The following is a 13,539-nucleotide window of genomic DNA, read 5'->3' on the forward strand; positions in this document are numbered from 1 at the left end:
AAAGAAGAAAATGAAGGTTAGTTCTCCTCTTACTCCAAGCGTGCTACTGCGTGACTTCCCCGCAAGGGTGCTTTTCGCGGTACTCCTATGCATGTCGCTCGTCCTTCTCGCCGCTTGCTCAGATGGAAATGGAGACGCATCCGCTAGCAGTGAGAAGCGTACCGTCGTCGATGCGCTAGGACGCGAAGTTAAAGTCCCGCAGAATGTCGAGCGAATCCTGATGGGCGGGCAGAAGATGCTTTACACGACGGCGCTTCTGAACCCAGACAATCCAACTGACAAGATCGTTGCCTGGCCAGAGGACCTGAAGGAAAACGACAAAGCCACTTACGACCGCTACGTTGAGAAGTTCCCCAAGATCAAGGACATCCCGACCACAGGCGAGATTTACAACAACACTATGTCGCTGGAACAGGCTCTGGAGTCCCGACCCGATGTCTTCGTAGTAAATGCGGGTGTCTTCGACGCGGCTAAAGATGCTGGAATCGTTGATGGATTAGAAAAGGCAGGCGTGCCGACGGTGACTGTCGACTACTTCATTGACCCAGTGAAAAACACCGAGCCCAGTATTCGAATGATGGGACAACTGCTGGGGCGTGAAAAGCAGGCGGAAGACTTTATCAACTACTACGAGAAGAAGGTCAACAAGGTCGCTGACCGCCTTGCCGAGAAGAAACCAGCACCGACACCGACATTCCTGTGGCGAGCACCCGGTTACTTTGACTGCTGCTCAACCTTCGCCAAGTCCAACCTGGCGCAGATTGTCAATTTTGCCGGTGGACTAAACCTTGGCGACGAAATGATTGATGCGAAGCAAGGGCAGGTATCGCCAGAGGCATTGGCCGGGAAGAATCCTGAAGTCATCATTGCCACAGGCGCAGACTGGGATCAGGGTAAGACTCCGGTCAAGGAAGGAAATTACGTACCGCTGGGTTACTCGGAATCGAAGGAAGAGGCGCAAAAGGCCCTTCACGATGTCGTCGGTAAGCAACCCGCTGTGCGTGAAGTCGACGCGGTGAAAAGTAAGCGTACTTTCGTCGCATGGCATCATTTTTACGATTCGCCATATAACTTCCTGGCAGTCGAGATGTTTGCAAAGGCCATGCACCCGGACTTGTTCGGCGACATTGACACTGAACGAGAGGTACAGGACCTGCACGATAAGTTCCTGCCAATCGAGGCCTCGGGCACCTTCTGGACTGGGCTGGAGTGATGTCGAACATGCAAGTTTCGCACGGAAACCTGGCAACAACGCAGGGGAGCGGAGACGCCGTTCGCGGGGAGCAGGAAGTCAGCCCTGATAGAGTAATGGTGCAGTCAACTTTTCACTGGTATCAGCGCGCAGCACGGAAGAAGTGGGTGATAATCGCTCTGATTACTGTGGTGTTGGCTTTGACATCGCTTGCTGACTTTCTACTCGGTGGCGGTAGCATGCCTGCCAGCGAAGTTTTGCATACATTGACCCATCCGGTTGGTGCGCGACCCATTGACCACCAGATTGTTTTCGACATTCGGCTTCCGATGACCGTGACTGCAGTGCTCGTCGGAGCGACGCTGGCAGCGGCGGGCTCACAAATGCAGACAATTCTGGGAAATCCCCTGGCCGAGCCGTACACCCTGGGCGTGTCAGCGGCGGCCGGATTCGGTGCTGCCCTGGCTGTGGTCACCGGCTTCGCTTCTGAGGGAATCGGTGCGGTGCTGGGGATGGCCGGGACTGCGTGGGTGTTCGCGATGCTGGCCTGCGCTGCGATTCTGCTCTTTTCCCGATTTCGTGGCCCAGGAGTCGAGGGGATGATTCTCCTCGGTATCGCGATTGTATTCTTTTTCGACGCTCTACTGGCCCTGATGCAATACCTGGCCTCGGAGACGCAGTTGGAACAGGTTGTGTTCTGGACGATGGGTAGTCTCACCCGCTCGAACTGGACGCAGATTGCGTTGCTCGCGGTGATATTCGTGATGGGGCTACTCTTCTTTTACCTCAATGCCTGGTCGCTGACTGCATTCCGGATGGGCGATGACCGCGCAAAAGCCCTTGGCGTAGACGTTGATCGACTGCGTGCGCTGACCCTTATCGTGGTGTCCTTTATGGCGGCAACCGCTGTGTCGATGGCCGGTACGATTGGATTTATCGGTCTCGTCGGCCCACACGTTGCGCGCTTATTGGTAGGCGAAGATCAACGTTATTTTCTTACTGCTTCGACTTTGGTAGGGGCGCTGCTTCTGGTTGCGGCATCGGCAGTGTCGAAGGTGATTCAACCGGGTGTAATTCTTCCCGTAGGCATTATTACCGCAATTGTAGGAGTGCCCGTATTTGTCGCGATTATCGCTGGCCAGAGGAGGAAAATGTGGGTTGGCTAAAGGCAAGTCGCTTTGTCGGGAACGACGCTGTACATGGTCATCACGACAGCCCCAGTAAACCTGACGGTAAACCCCTCGGCGAAACCCCTCCAGAATCGTCCGCTCTTAGCGCGCGAGGAGTGTCTTTTGCTTACGACGGCCATCATGTCCTGCACAATGTCGACGTTGGGCCTCTTCCGATGGGAAGCGTGACTGCGTTGGTCGGTCCCAACGGAGCTGGCAAATCGACACTGCTGAGGTGTTTGGCGGGCCTTGAAAACTGCTCGGGGCAGGTACGTGCTGAAAGATCTCTATATTTGCCACAGGACCCTCCGCCGCTGAGCTCATTGACCGTGTACGAAAGCGTCCTGCTTGCCCGGCAACAGTCATTTTCTGGGTTTTCCGCACTGCGTGTCGGATCCACAGTGCGGGCAGAAGTGCAGGCCACCATTGAACGACTTGGGTTGGTTGCGTTGTCATCGCGGCTGATGTCTGAGTTGTCTGGGGGACAGCGGCAGTTGGTGAGTTTTGCGCAGGCGGTTGTGCGACGACCTCGGGTATTGCTTCTCGACGAGCCCACCAGCGCACTCGACCTGCGTAACCAATTGATGCTTCTCGGGCAGGTACGCAAGTGTGCGCGGGAATTGCCCTGCGCGGTAGTGATGACACTTCATGACCTGGGGCAAGCGGCGCGCTTTTGCGAACATGTGGTTGTTCTAGCCGATGGTCGGGTCAGCAGTGCAGGGCCTCCGGCAGAGGTCATTAATGAAGCTATGCTGCGAGAGGTTTATCAGGTAGAAGGTGCGGTGCTCCCGACTCGCAATGGCGGGCTGGCGGTCGAAGCGTCGGAGGCACTCTAGCGCAGACCCGTGACTGTAGCGCACGCTCTCGGCTGTTCTACAGCCACGAATGAGCGCTAAAGTGCAGGGCCCGACGAGCGCCCCAGCCGGCGCCCCCCTAACTGCCCCTAGTAGTAGAACGGGAACTCGTCCCAGTTCGGGTCACGCTTTTCCAGGAACGCTTCCTTGCCCTCGACGGCCTCGTCGGTCATGTACGCCAGGCGAGTAGCCTCGCCCGCGAAGACCTGCTGGCCCATCAGTCCGTCATCGGTCAGGTTGAAAGCGAACTTCAGCATGCGCTGCGCCGTTGGGGACTTACCGTTGATCATGCGGCCCCACTCCACCGCGACATCTTCCAGCTCAGCGTGGTCGGCGACCTCGTTGACAGCGCCCATGCGGTGCATGGTCTCAGCGTCGTAGGAACGGCCGAGGAAGAAAATCTCGCGGGCAAACTTCTGACCAACCTGCTTCGCCAGGTAGGCCGAGCCATAGCCGGCATCGAAAGATCCCACGTCAGCGTCGGTCTGCTTAAAGCGGGCCTCCTGGCGGGATGCCAGTGTCAGGTCACACACCACGTGCAGGGAGTGTCCGCCACCTGCGGCCCAACCATTGACCACGGCAATGACAACCTTCGGCATAGTGCGAATCAGGCGCTGCACCTCCAGGATGTGCAGGCGGCCACCCTCGACCTTGGCACGCGCGGTATCGATGGTGGATGCGTCCGCGGTAGCGTCGTCATGCTCGTGGGATGTGGCGTACTGGTAGCCGGAACGACCGCGAATGCGCTGGTCACCACCCGAACAGAATGCCCAGCCACCGTCCTTGGTGCTCGGGCCGTTACCGGTCAGCAGCACAACGCCGACATCCGGGGTGCGACGCGCGTGGTCGAGCGCGCGGTAGAGCTCATCGACGGTATGCGGGCGGAATGCGTTACGAACCTCCGGGCGATCAAACGCAATACGCACAATGCCGTTTTCGCGGCCCTCGCCGACGTGGCGGTGGTAGGTGATGTCGGTCAAATCCTCAAAACCATCAACCGTCTTCCACTGCTCGGGGCGGAAGGGGTTATCGGTCGAGTACTTCGCGGTATCAGTCATGGCTTCCAGCATAAAGGTCTCTAGCATGAGGGGTATGTCTGTGTCCGCTGCGCCCAACATCCAGCTTCCGCCCATCGATGACATCCTCGACCGCGCCCACGTCGTCGCGCTGCCCATGGCAGTGAAATTCCGTGGCGTCACCACCCGCGAGGCACTCCTCATCGACGGCCCCGTCACCTGGGGCGAGTTCGCTCCCTTCCTGGAATACGAGGCGTCCGAGGCCGCCGCGTGGCTGCGCTCGGCCATCGAATGCGCATACGTCGGCCTGCCCATCCCGAAGCGCGAGTTTGTCGAGGTCAACGCCACCATCCCCGCCGTCGCACCCGAGCAGGTGCCGGAGGTCGTGGCGCGCTACCCCGGGTGCCGCACGTTTAAGGTCAAGGTCGCAGAGAGCGGCCAATCGCTTAACGACGACATCGAGCGCGTAGCCGCCGTCCGCACCGCGGTGGCGGAAGCCTATGGCTATGAACCTGTGGTGCGGGTGGATGCGAATCGTGGCTGGTCGGTGGAGCAGGCCATCCGCGCCGCTCATGAGTTGGGGCCGCTGGAGTACATGGAGCAGCCCGTTGCGACTGTCGCCGAGCTGCGCGAGGTCCGCGACGCAGTGGGGGAGTTTTGCCCGGTTGCTGCCGATGAGTCGATTCGCAAGGCCGAGGACCCGTATTTGGTTGCGCGCGAGCAGGCTGCTGACGTGGGCGTAATGAAGGTCGCGCCCCTTGGTGGACCACGCCGCTTGCTTCGGTTGGCCGAGGAACTGGAGATGAAGGTGACCGTCGCCAGCGCTTTGGACACCGGTGTTGGCATGGCCGCCGGTTTGTTCACGGCGGCGGCCCTGCCTGCCACAGAGCTGCAGCCGGAGCCGAACGCGGCGGGTTTGGCCACGTCCTCGCTGTTTATCGAGGACGTCATCGAGCCCCGGCCACTTATCGATGGCCGACTGCCCGTCACCAACCCCGCTCCCGACCCTTCCCGCCTGGCCGAGCTCGCCGCGCCGGGCCCCCGCCGCGATTGGTGGTTCGACCGCCTCCGCGCGGCGTACGCCCATCTATAACGCCAAGAAAGTGACTAGGTTTATGACACTTTGAGCCCGAAAAACGGCTTCCAAACTGACATAAACCTAGTCAGTAACTTCCGGCAAGTAGCCTATTGAGTGTGAACGACAACCAGGACACCTCCCATACCCCGGACATCTCGGTGAACGACAACGCCTCGGCAACCGACGCCACGTCCCATACCCCCGCAGCCCCCACGGCCCCATCCGCAGTGGTAGCGGGCCTCATCGTCGATGAGCTGCTGCGTCTCGGCATGGTCGATGCCGTGGTGTGCCCGGGTTCCCGGTCCGCCCCGCTCGCCCGCGCTCTGGTCCAGGCCGCCGACGCGGCGAAGGTTCGCCTCCACGTACGTATCGATGAACGCTCCGCCGCCTTCCTCGCCCTCGGCCTGGCCTCGCGCACCCGCAAGGTGACCCCGGTAATTACAACGTCCGGCACAGCAGTGGCGAACCTCGTGCCCGCCATGGTGGAAGCCACCGCGTCGGGCATTCCGCTGCTGGCACTGACCGCCGACCGCCCCGCGCATTATCGAGGCACTGGCGCGAACCAGACCATCGTCCAGGACCGCCTGTTCGCTGATGCCTCCGTCGTCGAGTTCGATCTGGACGGCACCGCCCCGGTCACGAAGGCCACCGCCGCGCAGATCCGCGCCCGCATCGATCGCGTTGTCGCCGCCATGGCATCCGGCGCCGGCCACCTTAACGTCCGTTTTGTCGAACCGCTCGTGCCTGACGACGACTCCGTCGCCGACATCCCCGAGGGCCGCGCCGACGGCGGCCCCTGGACCACGATTGCGCCTACCAACAGCAACAACGTCGGCGCGGCCGCCATCGCAGCCAACTCGGCCACCGCAACCGGCCCGGCCAACTCGGCTAGCACAGCCACAATTGACATCAGCCGCCGCACACTCGTGATTGCGGGTTCGAATGCCTCGCACCTGCCAGAACTGGAGGATCTGCCAACCATCGCTGAGCCGAATGCATATGCGCCGGCGCACCCGGTTCACCCGCTCGCGGCGGGTACTTTTGCGCAGATTCTGCCGGAGCAGATTGTGTTAGTCGGCAGGCCGACGCTGCACCGAGGTATCTCTAAGCTGCTGGCCAATCCGGATATCGAGCTGACCGTTGTCTCCGAAGCGGAAAACCACGGTTTTGGGGTGGAGTTCCCGGATGTGACGGCGAACGCAAGGGCCGTCGTAAAGCATGTGCAGACTGTGGGGGAGCAGGACCCGCAGTGGACGAAAATCTGTGAGGCTGCCAGCGAATTGGCGGTGAAGTCCGTGCGAGAGACGCTGACAGAGTCGATTGAAGCGGAGGAACCGCTGACCGGATTTCATGTGGCGGCGGCGCTGACGGATAGCCTGCGCACGGGTGACAACGTGGTGCTGGGCGCGTCGAACCCGGTGCGCGATGCGTCGTACACGGGCCTGCCTTTCCCGGGTGTGAACACGTATGCGGGACGAGGTGCCGCGGGCATCGACGGCACGGTGGCGACGGCAATCGGTATTGCGCTGGCGTCCGACCGTGAGCATGCCGACGAGATTCGCCCGCCGCGGACGATTGCACTTATGGGTGACCTGACGTTCCAGCACGACTCCGCAGCGTTGGCAATTGGGCCGCTGGAGCCGAGGCCGGAAAACCTCACCATCGTGGTGGCCAATGATGCCGGTGGCGGTATTTTCGAGACGCTGGAGGCGGGCAGCCCGGCTCTGCGGGGAAGCTTTGAGCGCATCTTCGGCACGCCGCAGGACGTGGACTTTGAGGGCATCTGCCAGGCTTACGGAGTCGAGCACGTGCGTGTCGACCGCCTCCCAGATCTGCTCGCGCAGCTGCACCCGGATACCGACGTCGATGGCATCCGCGTCATCGAGGTGGCGACCACACGTGCGACGCGTCGGCAGTTGCACCACAAGCTGGCATACAATGCGGAGATTGGGGTGCTGGACAAGCACTAGCTGGACAAGGCTTGGTGAACAAGCACTAGCCGGCCGGCAGCATCCAATCAGAGCTGGAAACAATCAGAGACAGAAAAATAGGAGGTCGCGACCGCCATGCAGTGGAAAACTGCCCTGGCCAATTGGCCGCGCTTCCTTCGTCAGGTACTGCTCTTTGTAATGATTTGCCTGTTGCTGTCGTGCCTGGCCATGGTGGTTGGCTGCTTCATTAATGACCGCAATATCGAGTCGAACATGGGGCAGTCCGTAGCCAACGTGCGCTCGGTCGAGCTCCTTCGCACCACGGTTGATTTCGTCGACGAGAATGGTGATTTTCAGTCGCCGCCAACCGGTTTGCTCTATCCCGTTGGTCTGGAAGAGGGGCAGCGCGTCCGCGTCGAATACGACCGCACTGATCCCAATGTCGTCCGCGTCGCCGGACGCACATGGACGTTGTCACTTCTCCCGGCGACCAGTATCGCTGTGGTTACATTTCTCGTCGTCGCGCCGTTGTGGTGGTCGTCGTTGCGCGCAACCCGTCGTTTACAAAGAGATCCCCAAAAGGTAAACAGAGGGTCACTTTCGCTTTCCGACGAGATGGAAAACTAGCACCATGCGCGTTGCCATCATTGCTGAAAGCTTCTTGCCCAACATCAATGGAGTGACAAACTCCGTGCTGCGGGTGTTGGAACACTTACGCCGTGAAGGACACGAGGCGCTGGTGATTGCGCCGGGCGCTCGGGACTGGCAGGAAGAGGCAGAGTTCTACTGCGACTACCGCATTGAGCGTGTGCCCACTGTGATGGTGCCGTTGATTGATTCGCTACCGATTGGTGTGCCGAACCGTCGGGTAGCGTCGGCGCTGACGCAGTTTAAGCCGGATGTTGTCCACTTGGCTTCGCCATTTGTGCTCGGTGGTGCGGGCGCGCTGACTGCCAAGGCACTGGGCATCCCGGCTGTGGCCATCTATCAGACGGACGTTGCGGGTTTTGCCAAGAACTACAAGTTGGCGGGGCTCTCCACGGCAGCATGGTTGTGGACGCGCGTGATTCACAACTCCTGCGCCCGAACGCTGGCGCCGTCGTCGCCGACTATTGAGGACCTGCAGAATCACAAAATTCGTGACGTCTACCGCTGGGGTCGTGGTGTTGATGCGGTTCGCTTTACTCCGACAAAGCGTAGTGAAGAGCTCAGGAAGCAGTGGAGCCCGGAGGGCAAGCCAATTGTTGGTTATGTCGGCAGGCTCGCGGCGGAGAAGTCTGTGGAGCGGCTGGCAGCGCTGAACGGCCGCGATGATATCCAGGTGGTCATTGTCGGCAATGGCCCGGAGCTGCCGAAGCTGCAGAAGCAGATGCCGAATGCCGTCTTCACTGGGCAGCTCACCGGCGATAAGTTGGCAGCGGCATTCGCCAGCCTGGACGTGTTCGTTCACACCGGTGACTTTGAAACCTTCTGCCAGGCCGTACAGGAAGCCCACGCTTCCGGTGTTCCGGCCATCGCTCCGAACGCAGGCGGCCCGCGCGACCTGATTACTAACGATGTCAACGGCTATCTGCTGGAGCCCAAGACTTTCACCCGCGATCTGTCTGAGGCGGTCGACAAGCTGCTGCTCGTCGACGATGAGCTGGCACGCAAGCAGCTGCGCAACCGCTGCCGCGACACCGTGACCGAACGTACCTGGGAAGCACTGTGTGCAGACCTTGTTTGTCACTACGAGGAGGTTTCTGGGGTCTCCTCGGCCGAGACGTCAAGCAAGGTCGCAGCAGATACGATTGACGCTTCCCGTACAGGTGCTGCTACGCGTCAGAAGTCGGTCGCGTAATCTGGACATCGTGTCTAGGGCTGATTTAACGAAAAATCCCAGCGAAGTCGCCTCGATGTTCGACGGCGTGGGGAAGAATTACGACATCACTAATACCGTGCTCACTGGTGGTATTGACCACTACTGGCGCGTGCGCACGGCAAAGCGCCTGAACCTGCAGCCTGGCCAGAAGGTCCTCGACCTGGCCGCCGGTACGGCTGTTTCCTCAGTGGAGTTGGCAAAGTCTGGCGCATACGTCGTTGCCTGTGACTTCTCCCGAGGCATGCTCAAGGCCGGTGCACATCGCGATGTTCCCAAGGTCTGCGGTGACGGCATGAAGCTGCCATTCCCGGACAACACCTTCGACGCGGTGACCATCAGCTTCGGTCTTCGCAACATCGTGGACTACAAGGCGGGCCTCGCCGAACTAGCCCGCGTGACCAAGCCCGGAGGCCAGCTGACAGTCTGTGAGTTCTCCACCCCTGTGGTGCCAGTGTTCAGCACCTTCTACAAGGAGTACCTGATGCGGGCACTGCCGCAGATCGCCAAGGTCGTCTCCTCGAACCCGGAGGCCTACGTGTACTTGGCGGAGTCGATTCGCGCCTGGCCGAACCAGCCGCAGCTTGCCCGCGACATCAATGCCTCTGGCTGGGAGGATGCCGGGTGGCAGAACCTCACCTTTGGCATCGCGGCGCTGCACTCGGCAACCAAGCCCGCACAGTAGCTCGCGAGCTCGCAATCGGGGCTGGGTCGCAGGGCCCGTCGTAAAGCGATTCCTACTGCCAGGGCTGGCGCCCGAACCACTTATCGGAGGCCAGCGCCGCCTGCCCCGAAGCGCGCCACAGTCGCGCCACCACATCGCGGTCGTGTTCCGTGACCAGGTTTCCCATCAGTCGTGCGGCAACGCCCATGAGCTGGCTGCCCCACGGGGCGCCGATAGTCAGCGGGCCGACCGTGGGGAGGAAGCTCGGGTACGTCAACGTCAGCGCCAACTTGCGAGCCAGCGAGAAGCCAGTGCCGTAGTGCTCGCGAAGCAGGGCGGGCCAGGAGTGAGTCAGCCCATCGCTGCACGCACCAATCGAACTAATCAGCTCCACCGCTAGCCGCGCCGACTCCATGCCGTAGTCAATGCCCTCACCGTTGAGCGGGTTGACCAAGCACGCAGCATCACCGAGCAACGCCCAGTTCGGCCCCGCCACATTCGACACGGCACCGCCCATCGGCAGCAGCGCCGACGTCACGTGCTCCGGCTCGCTCATCTGCCACTGATCGCGCACCTGTCCGTGGTACTCACGCAGCAACTTCTTCACGTTCGTGCGCGCCGGGCGTGCCGATGTCGCCAGCGCCCCACACCCCACATTCGCCCGGCCTTCTCCCAGCGGGAAAATCCAGCCATAGCCCGGGTGCGTATGCCCATCGGAGCTGCGCAGTTCCAGGTGCGAGTGAATCCAGTCATCCGCTACGTCTGCGCTGTCGAAGCTGACATACGACCGTGCGGCCACGCCAAAGACGCTGTCTCGATGCCACGCACGCCCCAGCTGCTTGCCGACGGTACTGCGGACCCCATCGGCCACGAGCAACCAGCGGGCCGAGATGGTGTGTGGCTTGCCCTCGCGGTCGGAAAGCTCCACCTCGCGCACGCCATGACCCCGCGTGCCGCCAGTGTTCAGCGCTCCGAGAACCACCTTCCGCGCTGCGACTCCATCAAAGACCTGCGCACCGGCATCAGCGGCGGCATTGAGCAAGAAAGTGTCGAGCTCAACTCGCGGCATCGCGGATCCGACAGCGGGGAAAGTGCCCGAGGCATCATCTGGCCAAGGTGCGGTGATGGAGCCGCCGAAACCGTGTAGCTTGAGTCCGCGGTTGCGGTTGCGGCGCAGGAGCTCGTCGTCAAGCCCTAGACGACGTAGCTCAGCGATGGCACGAGGAGTGAGCCCGTCGCCACAAGTTTTGTCGCGCGGGAAGCGCTGGGAGTCGACCACAGTGACCGAAAAACCGGCGCGGGCGGCGTGAATTGCGGCTGCGGAGCCGGTGGGGCCTGCGCCAACAATGAGCACGTCAGTGCTGCTGGGTAGAGCGACGGTGCCGTCGAACGTGGGGGAAACTCGCGAAATCGGGCTTGAGGTCATTGCCCCAGCGTATAACGACGTTGAAACAAATATGGGAACTGGTCTGCTAGCCACTATGCTCGTAAGGTAGTTTATTTAGCAGTTTCTTATCTTTTATCGTCAGTTAGGCAGGTCTCGAATGCGTACTGGAGACTACTCCGGGCTTAGTTCCGGAAGTGCTCAGGGCACTGGTGAGCACACCGCCACTAGTTCTCACTTCGTTGATGAGGCGCTGGAAGCAACAATCACCGAGGGAATGCGCAAGAGCGAGGACCTCCTGATTACCGAGCTGGGGCGCGGCGAGGACTTCCTAGTCGAGCGGGTTTCCCACCTAGCTCACGCTGGTGGTAAGCGCTTCCGCCCGATGTTTACCATGCTGGCCGCGCAGTTCGGGGAGAACCCGGAGAGCGATAAGGTCATCACCGCCGCGACGGTGCTGGAGCTGACGCACCTGGCGACGCTCTACCACGACGACGTCATGGATGAAGCGGATAAGCGCCGCGGCGTGCCCTCCGCAAACTCGCGCTGGGACAACACCGTCGCCATTCTGGCCGGTGACTACCTCTTCGCTGCTGCGTCCCGCCTGCTGGCAGAGCTCGGCTCCGAGAGCGTGGCTCACTTCGCTGAGACCTTCGGTGTTCTTGTCACAGGTCAGATGCGCGAGTGCCTCAACGACTTGGACCTGCCGATTGAAGAGCGCATCGAGCGCTACCTGAAGGTCATTGCCGAAAAGACCGGTGTGCTCATCGCATCGGCCGGTTATCTCGGCGCCTATCACGCCGGTGCGTCCGCCGAGATTTCCAACGCGCTGCGCCGCTATGGCGAACTAATCGGTATCGTTTTCCAGATTGTCGACGACATCATCGACATCTCCTCCAATACCGATCAGTCCGGCAAGACTCCGGGTACTGACTTGCGCGAGGGCGTCTTCACGCTGCCGGTGCTCTACGCGCTGCAGGAGGATACCCCAGCCGCTGACCGCCTCCGTGAGATTCTCGTCGGCCCAGTCTCCGACGACGCGCTTGTCGACGAGGCCCTCGAGCTTTTGGCTCAGACCAACGGTGTGGCTCGCGCGATGGAGAAGGTCAATGAACTGCTGGATGAGTCCGACCGCGTCATCGCTGACCTTCCTGACTGTGCGGCCAAGGAGGCCCTGCGTCACGTTGCTCGCTACACCGTGGAGCGCGTGGGGTAGCGGATTGAGCTCCATCGGCGAGATGGGTCTAGGGGCGAGCACTGCTCCGAGGTGAGCTCTCCTCTGGGCTGAGCTCTGCTGAGGGGTGAATCCAGGTAGGGAAATATCCTCTCGACCTGCCGATTTGTGTAAATGACAGAGTAGTGGGTAGCATTCCATTCGCACCGTTTAAGAGTGCACGCCAGATTGCCCGAGCGGCCAAAGGGAGCGGATTGTAAATCCGTCGGCATTGCCTTCGTTGGTTCGAATCCATCATCTGGCACAGTGAAATCACCGCGAGAACTTTCTCGCGGTGATTTTTTGTTTGTAGGGGCCGTTGGTGGGGATGCGGGGCAGGGGTTTGGGGTAGGGGCTCGAGTGAGGGGCTCTGGATTAAGCGGGGGCAGGGGCTCGAGTTAGAGGCTCGAGTTAGAGGTCAGCCACTCATCGATGAGCTATTCACTTATGGTTCCGCTGGGGCTCATCGATAAGTGAATAGATTATCCATAAGTGCGCGCCAAATGTCTGCAAACGTGACAAGAAATACCGCTGCCTACCTGCTGATTTGTGCTTAGTGGTGATTTCGGGTTAATCTTTGCAAGGCTTCACGGAGAGCACAGAGCGAAACGAAGCGGTCAACAATTGGCCACAGAGTTACGTGCTGGGTTCAACGGATGCTGATGCCCCCTTAGCTCAGTCGGCAGAGCGTTTCCATGGTAAGGAAAAGGTCGACAGTTCGATTCTGTCAGGGGGCTCTGTTCTTTTATACGGACTTATGTCCGGTAGAGAATAGGGGCGATGTAGCTCAGATGGTGAGAGCGCACGACTCATAATCGTGAGGTCGGGGGTTCGATCCCCCCCATCGCTACTACGGACAGTGATGTTCGTCGAACCCCGCCTTGATTATGCAGCAATGCAGTAAGGTGGGACATTGTCAGCTAAGGACTGAAAAGTTCTTTCGCTGGTGGTGAAGGGGCGTGGCTCAATTGGTAGAGCAGCGGTCTCCAAAACCGCAGGTTGCAGGTTCGAGTCCTGTCGCCCCTGCAAGTACCCGTCATCCAGGGCGTATGAAAATGCGTCTGGGTGGCGGGTTTTTCGTTTATGTTCGGTGGCGGTGGGCAGGGTTAAGTAAAGAAAAGTGTGTCTTTTCCGGGCGTGTTGCGGTTATTTGATCCAGCCTTTTTGGATGCCGAGGTTG

General features: G+C 60.4%; 11 protein-coding genes and 4 tRNA genes. 13 read left to right on the top strand and 2 right to left on the bottom strand.

The window, feature by feature from the left end:
• Positions 1-91 precede the first annotated feature (91 nt).
• The 3 genes from QP977_RS03955 to QP977_RS03965 all read left to right on the top strand — a co-directional run bounded on the left by QP977_RS03955 (position 92) and on the right by QP977_RS03965 (position 3,197).
• Entirely contained in the window at positions 92-1,213 is a 1,122-nt protein-coding gene (locus tag QP977_RS03955) for an ABC transporter substrate-binding protein (protein WP_224783767.1), read from the top strand.
• A 95-nt stretch (positions 1,214-1,308) separates the two neighbouring features.
• A complete protein-coding gene (locus tag QP977_RS03960; RefSeq protein WP_042389120.1) occupies positions 1,309-2,358 on the top strand; it encodes a FecCD family ABC transporter permease in 1,050 nt (349 codons plus the stop codon).
• 179 nt (positions 2,359-2,537) lie between these two features.
• The gene (locus QP977_RS03965) at positions 2,538-3,197 is read left to right on the top strand and encodes an ABC transporter ATP-binding protein (protein WP_080969612.1); all 660 of its coding nucleotides are present in this window, start codon (positions 2,538-2,540) and stop codon (positions 3,195-3,197) included.
• A gap of 107 nt (positions 3,198-3,304) precedes the next feature.
• Here QP977_RS03965 and QP977_RS03970 read toward each other — a convergent pair whose 3' ends face one another.
• On the bottom strand, positions 3,305-4,285 hold the full coding sequence (locus QP977_RS03970; RefSeq protein WP_016422029.1) for a 1,4-dihydroxy-2-naphthoyl-CoA synthase: 981 nt from the start codon (positions 4,283-4,285) through the stop codon (positions 3,305-3,307).
• Between the two features lie 13 nt (positions 4,286-4,298).
• On the opposite strand from QP977_RS03970, the gene QP977_RS03975 reads away from it, so the two are divergent.
• The 5 genes from QP977_RS03975 (at position 4,299) to QP977_RS03995 (ending at position 9,783) form a co-directional block, all read left to right on the top strand.
• Positions 4,299-5,324, top strand: coding sequence for an o-succinylbenzoate synthase (locus QP977_RS03975; RefSeq protein WP_070827243.1), 1,026 nt, complete (start codon positions 4,299-4,301; stop codon positions 5,322-5,324).
• Between the two features lie 101 nt (positions 5,325-5,425).
• A complete protein-coding gene (menD, locus tag QP977_RS03980; RefSeq protein WP_502870945.1) occupies positions 5,426-7,279 on the top strand; it encodes a 2-succinyl-5-enolpyruvyl-6-hydroxy-3-cyclohexene-1-carboxylic-acid synthase in 1,854 nt (617 codons plus the stop codon).
• A gap of 96 nt (positions 7,280-7,375) precedes the next feature.
• On the top strand, positions 7,376-7,867 hold the full coding sequence (locus tag QP977_RS03985; RefSeq protein ID WP_049172339.1) for a DUF3592 domain-containing protein: 492 nt from the start codon (positions 7,376-7,378) through the stop codon (positions 7,865-7,867).
• A 4-nt stretch (positions 7,868-7,871) separates the two neighbouring features.
• Positions 7,872-9,080 carry a glycosyltransferase family 4 protein gene (locus QP977_RS03990; RefSeq protein ID WP_070851754.1) on the top strand — a complete coding sequence of 403 codons (1,209 nt, stop codon included), beginning with the start codon at positions 7,872-7,874 and terminating at the stop codon, positions 9,078-9,080.
• A 10-nt stretch (positions 9,081-9,090) separates the two neighbouring features.
• Positions 9,091-9,783: a demethylmenaquinone methyltransferase gene (locus QP977_RS03995; protein ID WP_048732404.1), complete on the top strand. Its 693-nt coding sequence runs from the start codon at positions 9,091-9,093 to the stop codon at positions 9,781-9,783.
• Between the two features lie 52 nt (positions 9,784-9,835).
• Here QP977_RS03995 and QP977_RS04000 read toward each other — a convergent pair whose 3' ends face one another.
• Positions 9,836-11,188: a geranylgeranyl reductase family protein gene (locus tag QP977_RS04000; protein ID WP_284847156.1), complete on the bottom strand. Its 1,353-nt coding sequence runs from the start codon at positions 11,186-11,188 to the stop codon at positions 9,836-9,838.
• A 118-nt stretch (positions 11,189-11,306) separates the two neighbouring features.
• Between QP977_RS04000 and QP977_RS04005 the strand changes: the two genes are divergently transcribed.
• From QP977_RS04005 to QP977_RS04025, 5 genes are all read left to right on the top strand, one after another.
• Positions 11,307-12,362 (top strand): polyprenyl synthetase family protein, encoded by a 1,056-nt coding sequence (locus tag QP977_RS04005; RefSeq protein WP_049172333.1) that lies wholly within the window; start codon positions 11,307-11,309, stop codon positions 12,360-12,362.
• 180 nt (positions 12,363-12,542) lie between these two features.
• Positions 12,543-12,624: transfer RNA gene (locus QP977_RS04010), tRNA-Tyr, on the top strand.
• A 399-nt stretch (positions 12,625-13,023) separates the two neighbouring features.
• Positions 13,024-13,096 (top strand) — tRNA-Thr (locus QP977_RS04015).
• 39 nt (positions 13,097-13,135) lie between these two features.
• Positions 13,136-13,209: transfer RNA gene (locus tag QP977_RS04020), tRNA-Met, on the top strand.
• A gap of 103 nt (positions 13,210-13,312) precedes the next feature.
• Positions 13,313-13,385 (top strand) — tRNA-Trp (locus tag QP977_RS04025).
• The last annotated feature ends 154 nt before the right edge of the window (positions 13,386-13,539 follow it).

The sequence above is a fragment of the Corynebacterium sp. MSK012 genome, from assembly GCF_030232435.1.
GTDB classification, from domain to species: domain Bacteria; phylum Actinomycetota; class Actinomycetes; order Mycobacteriales; family Mycobacteriaceae; genus Corynebacterium; species Corynebacterium jeikeium_D.